Annotated in this window: 25 protein-coding genes; 4 read left to right on the forward strand and 21 right to left on the reverse strand. The window is 32.1% G+C overall.

What is annotated here, in order from left to right:
- From ACUV9F_RS05435 to ACUV9F_RS05450, 4 genes are read right to left on the reverse strand one after another with little or no spacing between them, the layout of a single operon-like run.
- The gene (locus ACUV9F_RS05435) at nucleotides 1–1,473 is read right to left on the reverse strand and encodes a phage minor capsid protein (protein WP_446183316.1); all 1,473 of its coding nucleotides are present in this window, start codon (nucleotides 1,471–1,473) and stop codon (nucleotides 1–3) included.
- Nucleotides 1,473–2,996 carry a phage portal protein gene (locus ACUV9F_RS05440; RefSeq protein WP_446183317.1) on the reverse strand — a complete coding sequence of 508 codons (1,524 nt, stop codon included), beginning with the start codon at nucleotides 2,994–2,996 and terminating at the stop codon, nucleotides 1,473–1,475. Before ACUV9F_RS05440 ends, ACUV9F_RS05435 begins: the two co-directional genes overlap by 1 nt.
- Nucleotides 2,997–3,004: 8 nt before the next feature.
- The gene (locus ACUV9F_RS05445; protein WP_446184358.1) at nucleotides 3,005–4,312 is read right to left on the reverse strand and encodes a PBSX family phage terminase large subunit; all 1,308 of its coding nucleotides are present in this window, start codon (nucleotides 4,310–4,312) and stop codon (nucleotides 3,005–3,007) included.
- Nucleotides 4,302–4,985, reverse strand: a complete 684-nt coding sequence (locus ACUV9F_RS05450; protein WP_446183318.1) for a helix-turn-helix domain-containing protein — start codon at nucleotides 4,983–4,985, stop codon at nucleotides 4,302–4,304. The genes ACUV9F_RS05445 and ACUV9F_RS05450 overlap by 11 nt, the downstream gene beginning before the upstream one ends.
- 74 nt (nucleotides 4,986–5,059) lie before the next feature.
- On the opposite strand from ACUV9F_RS05450, the gene ACUV9F_RS05455 reads away from it, so the two are divergent.
- Nucleotides 5,060–5,434 carry an ASCH domain-containing protein gene (locus ACUV9F_RS05455; RefSeq protein ID WP_446183319.1) on the forward strand — a complete coding sequence of 125 codons (375 nt, stop codon included), beginning with the start codon at nucleotides 5,060–5,062 and terminating at the stop codon, nucleotides 5,432–5,434.
- Nucleotides 5,435–5,468: 34 nt separating this feature from the next.
- Here ACUV9F_RS05455 and ACUV9F_RS05460 read toward each other — a convergent pair whose 3' ends face one another.
- The 15 genes from ACUV9F_RS05460 to ACUV9F_RS05530 form a co-directional block, all read right to left on the reverse strand.
- Nucleotides 5,469–5,735 carry a hypothetical protein gene (locus ACUV9F_RS05460; protein WP_446183320.1) on the reverse strand — a complete coding sequence of 89 codons (267 nt, stop codon included), beginning with the start codon at nucleotides 5,733–5,735 and terminating at the stop codon, nucleotides 5,469–5,471.
- Nucleotides 5,736–5,803: 68 nt separating this feature from the next.
- Nucleotides 5,804–6,187 (reverse strand): type II toxin-antitoxin system HicB family antitoxin, encoded by a 384-nt coding sequence (locus ACUV9F_RS05465; protein WP_446183321.1) that lies wholly within the window; start codon nucleotides 6,185–6,187, stop codon nucleotides 5,804–5,806.
- 93 nt (nucleotides 6,188–6,280) lie between these two features.
- Nucleotides 6,281–6,472: a type II toxin-antitoxin system HicA family toxin gene (locus ACUV9F_RS05470; protein ID WP_446183322.1), complete on the reverse strand. Its 192-nt coding sequence runs from the start codon at nucleotides 6,470–6,472 to the stop codon at nucleotides 6,281–6,283.
- 416 nt (nucleotides 6,473–6,888) lie between these two features.
- Nucleotides 6,889–7,320 carry an ArpU family phage packaging/lysis transcriptional regulator gene (locus tag ACUV9F_RS05475; RefSeq protein ID WP_446183323.1) on the reverse strand — a complete coding sequence of 144 codons (432 nt, stop codon included), beginning with the start codon at nucleotides 7,318–7,320 and terminating at the stop codon, nucleotides 6,889–6,891.
- Nucleotides 7,317–7,454 carry a hypothetical protein gene (locus tag ACUV9F_RS05480; RefSeq protein WP_446183324.1) on the reverse strand — a complete coding sequence of 46 codons (138 nt, stop codon included), beginning with the start codon at nucleotides 7,452–7,454 and terminating at the stop codon, nucleotides 7,317–7,319. Before ACUV9F_RS05480 ends, ACUV9F_RS05475 begins: the two co-directional genes overlap by 4 nt.
- Nucleotides 7,451–7,888: a RusA family crossover junction endodeoxyribonuclease gene (locus tag ACUV9F_RS05485; protein ID WP_446183325.1), complete on the reverse strand. Its 438-nt coding sequence runs from the start codon at nucleotides 7,886–7,888 to the stop codon at nucleotides 7,451–7,453. Before ACUV9F_RS05485 ends, ACUV9F_RS05480 begins: the two co-directional genes overlap by 4 nt.
- A 65-nt stretch (nucleotides 7,889–7,953) precedes the next feature.
- The gene (locus ACUV9F_RS05490; protein ID WP_446183326.1) at nucleotides 7,954–8,190 is read right to left on the reverse strand and encodes a LexA family protein; all 237 of its coding nucleotides are present in this window, start codon (nucleotides 8,188–8,190) and stop codon (nucleotides 7,954–7,956) included.
- Nucleotides 8,191–8,198: 8 nt separating this feature from the next.
- The gene (gene ssb / locus ACUV9F_RS05495; RefSeq protein WP_446183327.1) at nucleotides 8,199–8,705 is read right to left on the reverse strand and encodes a single-stranded DNA-binding protein; all 507 of its coding nucleotides are present in this window, start codon (nucleotides 8,703–8,705) and stop codon (nucleotides 8,199–8,201) included.
- Nucleotides 8,706–8,787: 82 nt separating this feature from the next.
- Entirely contained in the window at nucleotides 8,788–9,747 is a 960-nt protein-coding gene (locus ACUV9F_RS05500) for a DnaD domain protein (protein ID WP_446183328.1), read from the reverse strand.
- Nucleotides 9,748–9,824: 77 nt separating this feature from the next.
- Nucleotides 9,825–10,553, reverse strand: coding sequence for a PD-(D/E)XK nuclease-like domain-containing protein (locus ACUV9F_RS05505; RefSeq protein WP_446183329.1), 729 nt, complete (start codon nucleotides 10,551–10,553; stop codon nucleotides 9,825–9,827).
- A 22-nt stretch (nucleotides 10,554–10,575) separates the two neighbouring features.
- Nucleotides 10,576–11,358 carry a phage recombination protein Bet gene (gene bet, locus ACUV9F_RS05510; RefSeq protein WP_446183330.1) on the reverse strand — a complete coding sequence of 261 codons (783 nt, stop codon included), beginning with the start codon at nucleotides 11,356–11,358 and terminating at the stop codon, nucleotides 10,576–10,578.
- Between the two features lie 159 nt (nucleotides 11,359–11,517).
- Nucleotides 11,518–11,682, reverse strand: a complete 165-nt coding sequence (locus tag ACUV9F_RS05515) for a hypothetical protein (RefSeq protein ID WP_446183331.1) — start codon at nucleotides 11,680–11,682, stop codon at nucleotides 11,518–11,520.
- 1 nt (nucleotide 11,683) lies between these two features.
- Nucleotides 11,684–11,914: a hypothetical protein gene (locus ACUV9F_RS05520; RefSeq protein ID WP_446183332.1), complete on the reverse strand. Its 231-nt coding sequence runs from the start codon at nucleotides 11,912–11,914 to the stop codon at nucleotides 11,684–11,686.
- A 3-nt stretch (nucleotides 11,915–11,917) separates the two neighbouring features.
- Nucleotides 11,918–12,430: a helix-turn-helix domain-containing protein gene (locus ACUV9F_RS05525; RefSeq protein WP_446183333.1), complete on the reverse strand. Its 513-nt coding sequence runs from the start codon at nucleotides 12,428–12,430 to the stop codon at nucleotides 11,918–11,920.
- A gap of 78 nt (nucleotides 12,431–12,508) precedes the next feature.
- Nucleotides 12,509–12,673 carry a hypothetical protein gene (locus ACUV9F_RS05530; RefSeq protein WP_446183334.1) on the reverse strand — a complete coding sequence of 55 codons (165 nt, stop codon included), beginning with the start codon at nucleotides 12,671–12,673 and terminating at the stop codon, nucleotides 12,509–12,511.
- Between the two features lie 80 nt (nucleotides 12,674–12,753).
- Between ACUV9F_RS05530 and ACUV9F_RS05535 the strand changes: the two genes are divergently transcribed.
- The gene (locus ACUV9F_RS05535) at nucleotides 12,754–13,338 is read left to right on the forward strand and encodes a hypothetical protein (RefSeq protein ID WP_446183335.1); all 585 of its coding nucleotides are present in this window, start codon (nucleotides 12,754–12,756) and stop codon (nucleotides 13,336–13,338) included.
- On the opposite strand, the gene ACUV9F_RS05540 is transcribed toward ACUV9F_RS05535, so the two are convergent.
- The gene (locus ACUV9F_RS05540) at nucleotides 13,333–13,497 is read right to left on the reverse strand and encodes a hypothetical protein (protein ID WP_446183336.1); all 165 of its coding nucleotides are present in this window, start codon (nucleotides 13,495–13,497) and stop codon (nucleotides 13,333–13,335) included. The genes ACUV9F_RS05535 and ACUV9F_RS05540 overlap by 6 nt on opposite strands.
- A gap of 8 nt (nucleotides 13,498–13,505) precedes the next feature.
- Nucleotides 13,506–13,733 carry an XRE family transcriptional regulator gene (locus tag ACUV9F_RS05545; RefSeq protein ID WP_446183337.1) on the reverse strand — a complete coding sequence of 76 codons (228 nt, stop codon included), beginning with the start codon at nucleotides 13,731–13,733 and terminating at the stop codon, nucleotides 13,506–13,508.
- Between the two features lie 165 nt (nucleotides 13,734–13,898).
- Here ACUV9F_RS05545 and ACUV9F_RS05550 point away from each other — a divergent pair, with 165 nt between their 5' ends.
- Nucleotides 13,899–14,234 (forward strand): helix-turn-helix domain-containing protein, encoded by a 336-nt coding sequence (locus tag ACUV9F_RS05550; protein WP_446183338.1) that lies wholly within the window; start codon nucleotides 13,899–13,901, stop codon nucleotides 14,232–14,234.
- Nucleotides 14,235–14,241: 7 nt separating this feature from the next.
- Nucleotides 14,242–14,703 (forward strand): ImmA/IrrE family metallo-endopeptidase, encoded by a 462-nt coding sequence (locus tag ACUV9F_RS05555; RefSeq protein ID WP_446183339.1) that lies wholly within the window; start codon nucleotides 14,242–14,244, stop codon nucleotides 14,701–14,703.
- The last annotated feature ends 36 nt before the right edge of the window (nucleotides 14,704–14,739 follow it).

Raw genomic sequence — 14,739 nt, forward strand, 5'->3', positions numbered from 1 at the left:
CTATTTTGGTTTAATGGGTGTTACGTGATAACCATTTTTTGAATAGGTAACTAATAACCAACTTGTAGCATATTCTCTTCCGTTAGCATCAACGAAATAGCCAACTATCTTTTTGGCATCAAATGCAATAGTTCTTGTTGTTAAATCTTTAACACCATATTGATCAACTAGATTTATTATTTCGTTTTCATCTATTGTTAAATAACTTGGTCTTCTGTTTCTTTTTCCCATTACTTTAACTTTCTCATTATATTCATAAGTACCAGGAATATGCCTATTATTCTTTTGAGTATTGATTGTACTACGTTTTAATATCTCTTCCTTTTCAGCCTTTGATATAGGCTTATTATATACTTTTTCACGGGAATAATCTCTATTTAATGCTGAATGTTTCTTAAGATAATCACGTAATGCAGCTTGTTGATTTCTAATTAAATTTTTATATTTAAAAATTCCATTTTCATCGTTTAACTGAGTAGCAGCATTTAACTTACTTTTATTATTTCTAATTGCACGTTCGATTTGCCTTTGCCTCTGTTGTAATTCACCATTCTTTATCGCTTCCTTTGGGTCATATTGTGGTTGATTATTGATATTTACCCCAGGTATAAATGGATATTTAATATGTCTACAGTTAATACCAAATGTTCCTGCAGGTTCTCCATATCCATAATCATAAATCGTTGGAAATCTACCATCGAAGTGAGCATCATTTCTTGGTACATCATTAACAACATGGCCCTGAATAAAAGCACATGCAGGACGACTTTTAGGATGAGAACTCATTAAAAATGTATGTACATCATATTCATGTGCTTCTCTCATTCTTGACTCGTTCATCACGTTATATACAGTTGTATCCATTAACATTCTTATATATGATTCTAAGCTCCATTGTCTCCCAGCTTTATCAATAAACCCTGAATTTAATCCTTTATCGATAAAATTATAAATAGCACTATTTAATGCCTCTCTTGGTGTTTTAATTCCTGAGATAACTTTACCCATCATTTCATTTAAAATTGATTGGTAGGCATCGTAAACAGCACCTTGACCGTAATTACTTGTCAATAGAGTTTGATTTACGAAATTATTCATATCTGCGTTAGTCTGTTCGAGCATTGACTTTAATAAATCATCAACGTCAGAAGAAATCCCCTTATCATCTGCATTTAGTGAATTAGATAAATCTTTACTTGTTGATTCTGCAATTTGATAACCGCCATCAATAATCATTTTTTTAATTAGCTTTTGACTAATGCCAGTTGCACTCGAAATGATATCTATAGTTTCATTATTTAAAATATGTAGTTCATTTAACTTACTTAAATGCCAACGGTAAATATTAAAATCTTTTTTATCTAAAACATCCCCATTTAATTTTTTAATGAACATACTTACTATTTCATCTTCAAGAGCTTTATACGTATCTTGAATTTGACTAGAGTACAGATCTAATTGTCTTGATGACATTATTCATCACCATTAGCAAACATTGGTGCTTGAGCTGATACTTCATGACTATTTGATACTTCTTCGTTGATCTCGTCTAACATTTCCTGTGCTTGGTCATCTGTAACACCAAAAACCATTTTAATGGCTTTTAATTTGGAAACTAAGCCACTCGATAAAAGTTGTGAATAGTAGTCTAGTTTCTGCTTCTTATCAGTGAATACTCCATCGTCAAAATCAATAGATATATCATTTAATGTTGGCAATTTACCATCATAAAGATTAATCTCTTCTGTGCTCGCGAGTTCGAGCACTGCAATTATTAATTCCTTAATTCCGCGTTCAACCATTGTTAGTTGAGAATTTCGCGTTTGATAAGTCATGCTGTTTTCTGAAACAACTTCTGTAGCCGTTTGCATTCCGTTTTTTGCATCAAATGAAAAAGTACCTGCAGAAAATCCTGTTTGTAATTCGAGCATTCTAAGAGCATTGTTTATTGCTCCAACAAACTCATCAGTTCTAATATCTGGAGTTAAATCACTTAACGTGAAACCATTTTCGGAGTCACCAGGTAACTCAAAAAACACATTCTGATTTGTATCAAATACTTCTTTTGGCTTACTACCCTGTTCATCAAAAGTTGTTGCAACTAAATCACTTGGAACACCAACTCTTCTTTGTCCCATTTGAATTTCCCAGTTAAATTTATCAAAAGTATCATTTATCTGTTTAAGAGTTTCTAATGCATTATCGCAAATACCTATGCCAAGTGGACTAATTATATTTCTATTGTTAAATCCTTGTGGCTTCATATAAACAAAAATGGGATGCTTAATATTATTAATCTCTGATTTCTCAGGTAAATCTTCATAGTACGTATTTAAAGGTACTTTAATACCTACTCTGCTCTTATTTTCTGATCTGTAAAGTTCATTAGTGATTGTATATACGCCATTTATCCATTCGTGAAATTCTAGTAATGTGTAATAGATTACTTTATCATTTTCAATTTTTTGATTAACTGTTGCAATCGCAATATCTGACACATCATTAGTGTTATTCTTCAATGGATATACAGTAGGAGCTTGACACCAAGCTAATTTAATTTTATTTTGCGCTTTATCAAAATAAGGTCTAATAACTAAACCACCTAAAGCTAAATCTGATTCAAGATATCTCTCAAAATTTTTATTAAAATCATTATCATTAAAAGTATTTTCAATAAAATCATTAGCATCTTTAAATTTCTCATCATCTCCAACTTTAATTCTGCATTGTTCGTTATATAAAAGTGAAGCTAATCTTTTAACGACAACTTTCATCATGTTAATAGTCATATAAGGCCTTGTTTGTTCCACCCCATACGTATTTTTATACTTCACATCATCAAATTTACCTTCCAAATATTGTCGGCTTTTATTAATTCTTTGATATTCTAATGGATCAACATTTATTTTTTTGTGATCAGTGATATTAGTTAAAGATTCAACCATTCCTATCTCAGCTCCTGTCTGTCTAAAAAAGTTCTTTAATCTATTAAACATTTACTAACCTACCTTTTTAAACCAAGTAATCTCCTGTTATCAATTGCCATGTACTGAAATGCATCACATGTATGATCTTCTTCTTTGATAACTTTGGGATTATCTGTTTCAATTGTTTTTTCGTCCCAACGATATTGTCTGTGCTGGGATATGACTATTTGATTGCTTTCTTTTTGCAAAATAAAAACTCGCCCTTGAGCGAGTAAGTCTTGCATATAATCAATCATAGTTTCTTTCTTCATAGCTTTGTTAACGCCATGAAGTTTAATTTTAAAATCATTGTAATATTGATTTCTTAAACCACCTTCCGCAGAATCAATTGTTCTTTTAATGATTGTTGCATTAGGATATTCAAGACTTGTTCGTTCAATGAACTTGTGAATATCTTTCGCTAATTGCTGAGGTGATTTTTTATATTCTCTTCCAGCAGGTGAATAATAATATGTATCTATTAAAATAACTTTGCCTTTTTGCGTAATTCCTACACATAAACAAGTTGTAGCTGATGTTTGGTGTCCTGCATCAATAGAATATGTTAGACCACCTATAGAGTCGTCATCTGGTAATTGTTTTATAGAATGAAATAAATTCATATTGTAAATATTTGACCCTAACCCAACAGCTTCACCAAGATATAAATATCTGTAGTAATCGTAGTCATTTTCTTTAATTCGATTAATCTCATCTAGTATTTGATTTGTTATAAAGCCCAATTCATCGTCTAAATAACTCGATGAGTCTACTAAATAGTTATTATCTCCCAATTTTGAGTCCGTCCACTCATTAATCCATGAATACGGATTACGTGGTGGATTATATGACCAAAAAAACTGTACCATTTCAGCATCTGACTGTTTCTGACGCATGAAAGTAATGTTAGTTTGGTCAAATTCTTCTGCGTTCTTAAATTCAGCAGCTTCTTCATACCATACAGCTATTATGTCGTTAATATCATTAGACTTTAACTTTTGAAAGTCATCTTGGCCATAGAAATAAAATGTTGAACCTGTTAACTTATGAGTAATTTTAAAAGGTGCAACAGTCATATTAAACATATGAGCAATACCGAACTTATTTAAAGCCCATTGAATTTTTAAGAAGACAGAATCACGAATTGTATTGCTAACCTTACGTATTATTACAACATTAGCCTTTTTGCCCAAAATAATATAAGCAATCATCATATAGACTAATTTCAATGCTATTACTGACGATTTAAAAGAGTTACGTCCACCTTTTAAAATATTATAAGGTTTTTTAGATAGCCATACATTTTTAAAGTGCGGCTGTACTTCATTTTGAATATCAATCTGCATCTTTGTCTGTCGACGTTTCGTCTTCATCATCTAACCACCCATCTACAATAGTAATATTTGAACCATCATCGTTTAAACCTTCTAAACTATCGGCTTGTATTTTAGCAATTCTAGCCTTCTGTATTGCTGTTTCAGCATCTGCCTTAGCTTTATCAGCTTGTGCTTCATTAAGTTCTTTAAATGATTGGTCTCTATATACTTCTGGCATTCTATTCTTAAGCCAGAATATAATAGCTGATGTATCCGGCGCTAACTCTGTTTCATTTTCAACTATAGGTATGCGTTCATACGTTGGGACTTCTTCAATTGATTTCATGGCCAACTCTTTTTTAGTAGCTTTTGGATGATTGAGCTTATACTGATTTAGAAATCTTTCACGTCTAACCCTTAAAACATCATCATCAACTTTAACCATCTTGTAAGTTTTGGATTTAGTAGTCATCCCTAAAGCTTTTTTATAAAGTGCATTTTCAACTTCAATATCAGCTTTTTGTTTATTTTCTTTTAGGGTGTCCGATATGTCCGAATACTTCTTTTTCCACTCGTTCAAAGTAGAACGACTAATTCCCATATTGTTTGCAATTTGTTCATCAGTCAAGCCAGTTCTTGCCCAACCAGCAATCATGCTCAAACCCTTATCAGATACCCATTCTTGGTACTTACTCTGTGCCATTACATGTTCACCACACTCCAATTTAATGTTATAATTAATTCAATAAATTCATTTAAAAAAAGGACATAAATTATATGAAAGCTTTATCAATTCGTCCGGACTTCGTCGCTGACATTGTTACCGGAAGAAAGCATATTGAATACAGATCATGGTCAACTAAATATCGTGGACCTATTCTAATATGTTCAACAGCTCGTAAAATATCAGGTACTATACCTGGATATGCTCAAGCTTTAGTTAATATCGTTGATGTTAAAAAACTTGCTGATAATAAGTATGCTTGGATGCTAGATGATATTAGCGTCATAGTTCCTATACCTATTAAAGGTCAACAAAGAATTTTTAATGTTGATACTGAACTTGAAGATATCCAGATACCAGAATTTGAAGACGATGAAGGCGAAGATCAATTCTTCAATGAATATTACAAGCCATTAATCTTTGAATAATTGCCGTACTTAACTTTCAAATAATATCTTTCTTTCATAATTTCAATAGTTCCTCTGATTTTTCTGTGAATAGTTCTTTTAGCCTTTTAACATCACAACCGCGTATTTCTAATTTTCTAATAGTTGAATATGTAAAATGTAAATCTTCCACCCATTCAGGATTACCACTTTTAATTAGTTCTTCGGCAATTTTAAATGTTTCATCTACATCTTCTAATGTGATTATTTTGTCTCTTCTAGAGTTCAGTAATTCAGTGTTTGCTCTAGTCTCAGCCTGTGAGATTATTTTTGAATTTTTCAAAATTTCATATCCTTTTATTCAAAATAAAAAAGCGAGCACTCAATGAGTGTCGCTTAAATAATTAATTCTTATGCTTCTATTTTTTCTTTTAATGCATCAGTTAAGACGCTAGATACATTAATTTTTTGTTTTTTAGCAATTTCATTTAGATATTCTGGAATAGTTACATTTCTTCTAACCTTTTTAGAATACATTTGTCTAAATATAGTCATATCAGTTGTGACATATACAAGTTTTTCTCCATCTTCCAATTCAATATCCTCAATATTAGATGGCTCTGGGTATTTGGTTTCATTTTCCAATAAGTTTCCAATTACATCTTCAGCCATTTTTATAGCATCAATTTCATTTTCTCCTTGGGTAAATCCACCATCAATGTCAGGAATTCGTACAAAAATATAACCATCGTCATCTTTTCGAAGAATTACAGGATACATTACTACATCTTTCATACTAAGTTCCTCCTTTTCTTAAATGAACGTACACAAATAGCGTCAAGTTCGGCCTTCTAAAAAATATTAGGACTTACCGTCCTAGTTATTTTTTTATTTAAGCCCAGCTTCTTTCAAAATCGTATGTTCTAATCCTTTTCCTAATTCCTTTGCATGTACTGGTACAGGAACGGTCTTATTTGTCTTAGGATTGAACATTATACAATGCGATGAGGCATTATGTGATTTTTCTATGAAGCCATTCTTTTTTAGCAGTTTTATCATCTGCCTTGGCTTCATCGGCATTTGCGTACCTCCCTCTTACTTAATAAATACATTATATACACACTAAATGTGTATGTCAACAATTATTCAAAATAAAAAAGCCATCAAACAATGACTTTAATACGTGCAGTTAAATTGAAAATGTAGGTTAATCAATTTCACTTCCGGGAGTCTGCACTAATGATATATCAGGATTCGAACCCGATATACCAGTTAAATAAAGCTAGCCTCTATTGAGGACTTTTATTTTTGCCTGAACGAGAGGCAATAATTAGCACTGGAATTGCACCAGTAGTTTTAACAACGGGTGAAGTTCAAATTCACGCCTAAGCTCAATCTATTAACTAATTAACTTAGAATTTTTACATTTTCGATAATACTAATTTAACACTCAATTTCGCGTGAAATGGACAAATTATGGACAAATTATGGACAAATTATGGACATTTTGAAAATTCTAGTAATTTACCGCCTCTGTAACCATAGCTAAATTGAAGTAAGCCTTTGTCAATTGTACGTTGAACTGTCCTATAAGCGTTCGGTGTGCCAAATACTGCTCCAGCTATCCAAATATTGGTGTGTTCTTCACTAGACATATACTTATAGTATAGAACTTGATAACACTCTTGAGATAATGTTCTCATGGCATCATTAATCGCTAAATACTCATCTTTTGCTGATAGATTATCTATGATTTTGTCTTCTATGCTATTTCCATAAGTTTCACTTCTAGGAATATCAGTTATCATTGGCGATTTATAATTAGTTAGTGGTTGTCCTAATATACGTGAAATTTTACGATAATCTTTTAAAATATTTTTCGCATTTTCAATAGATTTCTTTTCATCAGGATCAGGAAAAAGGTTCATATATTGCCACCCCTTATTAAGCCTATCCAAAAGCCAATCTTAAAACCTATTGCAATAATAATGAAAGATACCGAAATAGCGATTGCTCCTACTATCATATAACTTAATGCATTTCCAAATTTCTTTGCGTTCATACCTGCTCCTCACTAACTAACTCAATTTCTTTGATTTCAATTTCTAATCTAGGTTCACCTGAATAACGCTTAGCAGCGTGTATATCAGTTATCACGTTGTCATCTTTAAAAGCTAATCCGTTCAGACCGTCGATCGATATTTTGATGTAATTATCAGTATCAGGTTTCATTATTGGTAATACCTTATTAGCGATTCTCAATGAGCGTTCTCGCTTTGATATAGACTTTTGAATGGGGCGATAGACAACAATACTAATTTCTAGTGGGACACCTTCCGGCATTGATTTTCTTCCATATTTCTTAATCCATTCAGCTTTTAGTTTGGCTTTATAATTTTTCGAGTTAACTGGGTCATATGTCGCTACATGGCTACCTAATCTTTTAAATCTCGGTCTCTCTTGAGCCTGTGGTGTACCTTCAACTACAATCTTCAAAACATCTCTCCTAAAACTACTTAATCCCTAAATTCATCAAGACTAACTCCATACCTCGTTTAAAATTATCTTCCTAAAATTTCATATCCTTTTTTTGTAATAACAGCTTTATTTGGGGTTCCATAAACGTAAATAATTACGCCTTTTCGTTTCAATTCCTTAAAATATCTCAATATTCCTTGCGCTGTTTTAATATTCATCAACTTCATTAATTTAGAGGTTGTGGGTTCCACGCATTGATCGTTAATTAAGAAATTTAAAGCTGCTAAAAATCTCTCTTGTTTTTCTGTTAAATCATTCATGCTAACTCCTAAAATGGAAGGTCTTCATCTGATATATCAACAGGATGTCCATTATCATTAAAAGGATTACTATCAGGTTTAATTCCGTTCACTTCTTCGTAAGGTCTACTTGTATCAATATCAGTATTTTGATTTTGATTTACTTTTGGTTCACCGCTAAAGCCTTGATTTGACGCATTATCATTCTTTTGACTTGATTTTGGTTCAAGCAATGAGAAGTTATCTACAACAACTTCAGTCACATATACTCTTTGTCCTTGTTGATTTTCATAAGATCTAGATTGTAAACGACCATCAATTCCAACTAATGAACCTTTTTTAGTAAAGTTGACAAAGTTTTCTGCAGCTTTTCTCCAGATAACACAGTTAATGAAATCTGCCTCTCGTTCTCCTTGTTGATTTGTAAATTGACGGTTAACAGCTAATGTAAAACTAGCAACTGCTGAACCTGATTGCGTATATCTCAAATCCGGGTCTTTTGTCAGGCGACCAACCAATACAACTCTATTTATCATGGTTTGACTCCTTATTTCGTATACTTAAATATTCGTTTGTATGTTTTTCTATTTCTTGGAACATCTGCTCACTAGCCACACCTCATGTATGCAGTCGTTCTAATCGTGCGTTAGCCTCAGCAATCATTTTGTCGGCATCCTTGTCAGACATTTCAGCTTCCCGATTCTTCTCTGACCATTCAGTACCTTGTTCAAAAACTCTAGGCTTGTTATACCGATCATTTAATTGACGCTTTGCTTTGAACTCATCTTCACTAGCTTGAATATTAGCTAAGGTGAATAGATTGCTGTTGTAATAGCTTTTAAGAATGCCATTAACATAACTCCAATTACGAGCGTTTTTACTAACAGCGATCTCGATAGCATGATTAATAATCTCGTTAGCCTCTAGATCATCAGTCCCCTTGTCTGTAAAGTCTTTAACCCAATTAGCTATTTTTTCATTCACGATTGGACTTAGAACACCGATATTGTTTTGAAAAGTGTTTAAGGCTAGTTTTTCTCTAGGGACAGCGTCAGAGATATTGTCTGTTGACTGCTGGGGCTTTTCTTTGTCAGTTTCTTTTGCAGTATTATTTACTTTACTTTCATTTACTTTAGTTTCCTTTCCTTTTCTTTTCTTGCTATCATTTTCTGTAGCATTTGCTATAGGGTGGCTATAGCTACCCTTTGGCTTGCCCTCTTGATCGCTTTTATTCCAACGTTTTTCAGCACCTTGTCTTCCAGCTTCGGAAAGTTTTTTACTCTTAGCGTCTTTGATTTCCATTCTTTTCTTGAAACTATCGGAGTAGAAACACTCACCGTCATCGGTGAAGGCAAATAACCCGAAATCTTCAATGATGGATTTTAATTTTCCAGAATCTACACGAAGATCAAAAGCTAGCATGTTGTAATCTTTGATACTCGTATAGTCCTTTTCTTCTCTAAGACGTTCTAAAAGCATAAAGTAAATTCCGTACCCTTCCGCACCGTACTTCATCCTAACTGGGAGTAATTTATCGGAATTTCTAGCGTTGCTATCATGAGGAAAATAATTATTCATATGATTCCTCCTCTCATAATTCGAGCCACATATAGCACAGTGATTATTACTTTTTTTAAATACAGCTTGACATCCCTTTAAAAATCGTTAGCCGAAACTAAATCAGTTGGCTGTTTAGTATCTTTACAGAAATTACACTTTTCACACCTCGTTGGCTTTTCTTCGCCATATAACACCTTCATTACGTGAGGCAAGTAACTCTGTATAGTTTGTTCATCAATTGAGAAGTCCCAATCTTGAAAGCTAATTGCTTTAATATCTGGGTGTTCTTCTTTTGTTACCGCAAATATAATTGGTGTAAATTCTTTTCCGTATTGTTGTTCTAACAATGTCTTATATATGTACATCTGCATTGTGTATTGACGATTAACAACGAAATTCTCTCGTTCATGAGTATCAGGGTTCCAAATCCTACTAAAATCTTTAACTGTTTTAATATCACAGAAGTAACCTTTAGCAATATTCAAATTATCGATCTTACCTTTCCATTGAACACCGCCAATATTTCCAATGACTATTGATTCTTTTTCGCCTTTGTAAAACGCATTAAACAATTTCCAATCTTGCAATCTTTTAATATATTTACTAGCTTTAACAAAATCAGATCTCAATGTACCTGTTCTTGTCTTTATATATTTTTCTTTTTCGTTTAAGAAATCTTGATGAGCTTCTTCACTCTCAAAATATGAATGAACATAATTACCAACTAACAAGGCAGTTGCATTATTTTCTTCACTAGGATTTAAGAGCTTATTCATTGCCGCAGCTTCACATTCAATAAATTTCTTGAATAAACTAAAGCTCATGTATGGTAAATCCATTTCTGGATTATAGTAATTGTTGTTGTTCAGTTTCTGTTGTAGTTTCTTCAGTGACACTTTGCTCACTATTTTCAACTGTTTCAGATTGTCCTTCTGATTTAGGCTCATTGTTTATATCTCCTTTCACTTCGTCTTTAACCTTGTTTAGCATGTCGTTAACTGATGAATTATCTGTTTCAGTCCCTGTTACCTTTTTAAGATTAGATTTAGAATTACCATTAACTTCATTCAAGTCCTTATCATCTTCTGTATACATTGATCCAAGACTTTCAGGGAATGCCTCACGTAGAGCATTAACAATCGCTGTTTTACGAATCATATTCTGTGGCATTTGTTTCCAAGTTGCTTGTGACTTAGAAAACTCATCTAAAGCAACTTCAACGTGTGCTGGATAATTTCTATCATCTCTATCTACGTCTGCCCATGCACCAATCAAAGTATCATCTTTAAGCTTTACAGCACCTTGAAGCTGTTTTATTTCACCGTTTCGGTCAACTAAAATTCCTGCTCTCAGACCTCTATAATGTGAATTATTCTCAGCACGTTTCATAAATGCTTCTTTAGAAACAACCATTTGTGCCGGTTGACTACCAAATTTTATTAAGTAAATTTCATTCAAAAAAGGGTTAAGTCTTTGGAATCTTGCAAGTTGCATGAAATTTACTATTTCTTCATTTGTAAGATTACTGTTTCCTTTAGTTACAAACTGACTAACAATGCTTGGAGATAATTCAACTGTGTCTCCATTTACTTCATAACTTACTTTTTTATCTGATAACTCATTTGCCATAATTAATTTCTCCTTAGTTTTAATATCCTAATTCATCATCGTAATCATCTGGATCTTGTTCTGGTATTTCATCATCTTGATATACATATCCGTCATCTGATAACCAGTTATCATAGTTGAACATTGAAATATGCCTCCAAATGTTCTAATATTAATTTATTAAATATTTTGTTTAATGTTCGAGACCTTATCAGTTGCCGCTGATTGGGTCTTTTTTTGTGCTCTCATGTTTTCTTCGAAATTGAAATCCCACATATCTTTAAACTTATGACCGTCGAGCCAATTTCCTATTATCAATATTCCAAAAAATATTATTCCTTCCATATCATTCTCCTTCATACCATCTATCGCACTCTTCGATAACAAAATTCACCACCTTACCAAATGGCGCTTTGTGTCTAGGCATTGGGTTATCATCTCGTGTACTCCATCTAGTAATAGTTGGTTTAGTTACATTAAAATGTTTTGCTATTGCTTCCATCGATACAAACTCGTAGCTCTTATAACGTTTTCTTCTGTTAACTTTTTTAGGCGGTTTAATTACTTGTAATGCCATTTATTAAGCCTCCATATATTCTTTTTCTATGTACTCTTTTTTCTTTTTGCTAAACAATTCCATGGGAGTAACACCTAACTTTTCACATTCAACACTTAATCTAGTTACTCTCATAATTACCGCATCCATATCATCAAGCGTTATATCTAACAATTCTTTGTGCTCTTGTTTAGATAATTCAGAATTTCTAAGTAAAGTTCTAGCATGATTTTTTTTATATTTTGCTTGTAGTTCTTGCTCTTCCAATTCTGTAAATGCATCAATCGTTAATGCATCCCCATTTAATTTTGGACCGTCCATTAACTTAAATATTCCGAACATTTGACTGATAATATTCATATTCAATTCAAAGTCGTTAGAAGTTTTAGCAATATCTACAGCTTTTTCAGTTTTAGGACTTCTTCCTTGCATATAATCACTCATTGATGACCGACTAATACCAGCAAGTATTCCAAATGCTTTTTGAGGTATATCATTTTTTAATAAATGCTTTTTTAATGGCTTAGCTATATCCATTAAATTGCTCCTTTCGATTCGTAATAGTTCTTATTTCTATCCGATTAATTTATTAGTATCTTTAAATAGTAGAAATGATTAAGCCATTTCAAATGCTTGTTCTTGAACGGCTCTAGCGAATTGATTTCTAGCAACTATTAGCATGTTGTCGATAGTCGATTCATTTAATGATTTCAACATTGCCACAGTATATTTAGGGTCAAGCTCTGTTATACGTTTAATCTTTTCTTCTTTAGTAATCATGTCATCACCTCCTTTTAGTTCTTTGAAAAATTTTGAATCACTTCACTGGTATAATTAACACGAAAGTGAGGTGATAAAATATGAATATGGATCTCGAACAAATGAAAAGCTTTATGGAAGAATCTAGTAAAGATTTTGATGTGTTTAGAAATGATTCTAAGGTCGATACTATAAAAGCATTCTTTACGGGTAATCACGGTCTACAAGTTACTCCAAGTTACGAAGTAATGGAGGGAGATATTCTCGTTGACGAATTAAATAAAAAATACTTTGTCAATGAAGTTAATCCAATACCTTATCCAGGAGAACCAAATGCTGGATTTGAAGTAAAATATGATACTGAGTTTAGCAAGCAAAACAATCCTAAATCTCCTATTACCATTGGTACGGTTAACGGCATAGCTTCTATCGGTGACAATAACAACAACGTATTTAACAATTCTGTTAATGACTTAAAAGATATTAAAAACCTTTTAGATTCTTATTCTGATGTTTCTGATAAACAGAAAGAGGAACTAATATCATTGCTTGATATAACTAAAGACTCAAATATTCCTATGTCTGCAGGCTTTTTATCAAAATTCAAATCCTTATTTGAAAAACACTCAGAGCTTGGAATTTCTGTAGGTGTATTTATCGTTAAATTATTAAGTAATTTGTTATAAATCTATTTTGATTACTTGAGCAGCACCAACTTTAGAAATTTGTAGTTGCTTATTATTAATTTCTTTATGGGCCAATTCATCTGCCAATGAGTTGGCTTTTTTTAAAGTTTCAACTAACTTGTTTGCTTTTTGCTGAGCTACATCAATATCTTTTTCCATGTTCCCTCCTAATTTGCGATTTTAGCATTATTCTTTTTAAAAATTTTTTCTATGGGAATTTCTAACTTATAAGCAAGTGTGGGAATTTCATTTGATTGAAATCTATATACTCCCGATTCCCTTCTTAAATACTTGTCTGGAGACTTCAATTTCAAAGCTTTTGACATATCTATACTAGATAATCCAAGCTCTTTTCTTCGTTTCCTTAAGAAATTCAAATCTACTTCGTACTGCAAAATATCACCTCTTTCTTAAATGCGATTATCGCATTCGATATACATACTATAATATGCGATTTTAGCATTGTCAACAATTATTTTGCTTTTTTAGCACAACATCGTATCTTTTATCGCAAAGATGATAACATTATATGCGAATAGCGCATAGAAAGGAGCACACTGTTGGCGAATAATAACTTAATTAGAAGATTAATCAATCTTAGAGAAGATCATAATTATAGCCAGTCAGAGGTTGCTAAAAGATTACATCTTGAGAATTCCATTATTTCAAAAATAGAGAGTGGAAAAAGAGATGTTAAAAGTGACGAGCTTAGTCAATTTTCTGACTTGTACAATGTATCTACAGATTATTTGCTTGGGAAATCTCAATTTAAAAATGAAGATGATTTTAATAGAGGGACGTCTGCAGCTCACATGGACGATAATTTAAACGATGATCAAAAGAAAGAAATAGCTAATTTTATTGAATTTGTTAAAAACAGAGATAAAAAGGACTGATTCTTAAATGGATATAATAAAAAGGCTTTCAAATATGTACCCTTCTTTAAAATTTGAATTTATTAAGATGCCAGAAGGATTACCTGGATATAATAACGATAATGAGATATTTATTGATTCTAGAGTAAGCAAGAAAACTCAAAATGAATTATTAGCAGAAGAAGTTGCTCATTATGCTACTACCGTTGGAAACATAGTTAATAAAAATGATTCCATAAGTAGAAAACAAGAATTACAAGCTCGTCGGACTGCTGTAACGTATCTAGTCACTCTGGATGATTTAATTGAATGTTACGAAGATGGTGATACAAAATTATTTGAACTTGCAGATCACTTAAATATAAATGAAGATAAAATATTAAACGCCATTGATTATTATAGAAATAAACTTGGTTTAAATTTTAAATATAAAGATTATTATTTTGATTTAACTAATACTATTAATATAAATAAAATAAAAAAGAATTAACTATAAGTCCAAACACTTAAGACTATAAAAGATGAA

It is taken from the genome of Daquilactobacillus linshuiensis, assembly GCF_052828685.1.

Excerpts from the sequence above, each read along its gene's own strand:
- ACUV9F_RS05435 (WP_446183316.1), bottom strand. The coding sequence starts at position 1,473 with ATGTCATCAAGACAATTAGATCTGTACTCTAGTCAAATTCAAGATACG.
- ACUV9F_RS05440 (WP_446183317.1), bottom strand. The coding sequence starts at position 2,996 with ATGTTTAATAGATTAAAGAACTTTTTTAGACAGACAGGAGCTGAGATA.
- ACUV9F_RS05445 (WP_446184358.1), bottom strand. The coding sequence starts at position 4,312 with ATGCAGATTGATATTCAAAATGAAGTACAGCCGCACTTTAAAAATGTA.
- ACUV9F_RS05450 (WP_446183318.1), bottom strand. The coding sequence starts at position 4,985 with ATGGCACAGAGTAAGTACCAAGAATGGGTATCTGATAAGGGTTTGAGC.
- ACUV9F_RS05455 (WP_446183319.1), top strand. The coding sequence starts at position 5,060 with ATGAAAGCTTTATCAATTCGTCCGGACTTCGTCGCTGACATTGTTACC.
- ACUV9F_RS05465 (WP_446183321.1), bottom strand. The coding sequence starts at position 6,187 with ATGAAAGATGTAGTAATGTATCCTGTAATTCTTCGAAAAGATGACGAT.
- ACUV9F_RS05470 (WP_446183322.1), bottom strand. The coding sequence starts at position 6,472 with ATGCCGATGAAGCCAAGGCAGATGATAAAACTGCTAAAAAAGAATGGC.
- ACUV9F_RS05475 (WP_446183323.1), bottom strand. The coding sequence starts at position 7,320 with ATGAACCTTTTTCCTGATCCTGATGAAAAGAAATCTATTGAAAATGCG.
- ACUV9F_RS05480 (WP_446183324.1), bottom strand. The coding sequence starts at position 7,454 with ATGAACGCAAAGAAATTTGGAAATGCATTAAGTTATATGATAGTAGGA.
- ACUV9F_RS05490 (WP_446183326.1), bottom strand. The coding sequence starts at position 8,190 with ATGAATGATTTAACAGAAAAACAAGAGAGATTTTTAGCAGCTTTAAAT.
- ssb (WP_446183327.1), bottom strand. The coding sequence starts at position 8,705 with ATGATAAATAGAGTTGTATTGGTTGGTCGCCTGACAAAAGACCCGGAT.
- ACUV9F_RS05500 (WP_446183328.1), bottom strand. The coding sequence starts at position 9,747 with ATGAATAATTATTTTCCTCATGATAGCAACGCTAGAAATTCCGATAAA.
- ACUV9F_RS05505 (WP_446183329.1), bottom strand. The coding sequence starts at position 10,553 with ATGAGCTTTAGTTTATTCAAGAAATTTATTGAATGTGAAGCTGCGGCA.
- bet (WP_446183330.1), bottom strand. The coding sequence starts at position 11,358 with ATGGCAAATGAGTTATCAGATAAAAAAGTAAGTTATGAAGTAAATGGA.
- ACUV9F_RS05515 (WP_446183331.1), bottom strand. The coding sequence starts at position 11,682 with ATGGAAGGAATAATATTTTTTGGAATATTGATAATAGGAAATTGGCTC.
- ACUV9F_RS05520 (WP_446183332.1), bottom strand. The coding sequence starts at position 11,914 with ATGGCATTACAAGTAATTAAACCGCCTAAAAAAGTTAACAGAAGAAAA.
- ACUV9F_RS05525 (WP_446183333.1), bottom strand. The coding sequence starts at position 12,430 with ATGGATATAGCTAAGCCATTAAAAAAGCATTTATTAAAAAATGATATA.
- ACUV9F_RS05530 (WP_446183334.1), bottom strand. The coding sequence starts at position 12,673 with ATGATTACTAAAGAAGAAAAGATTAAACGTATAACAGAGCTTGACCCT.
- ACUV9F_RS05535 (WP_446183335.1), top strand. The coding sequence starts at position 12,754 with ATGAATATGGATCTCGAACAAATGAAAAGCTTTATGGAAGAATCTAGT.
- ACUV9F_RS05540 (WP_446183336.1), bottom strand. The coding sequence starts at position 13,497 with ATGGAAAAAGATATTGATGTAGCTCAGCAAAAAGCAAACAAGTTAGTT.
- ACUV9F_RS05555 (WP_446183339.1), top strand. The coding sequence starts at position 14,242 with ATGGATATAATAAAAAGGCTTTCAAATATGTACCCTTCTTTAAAATTT.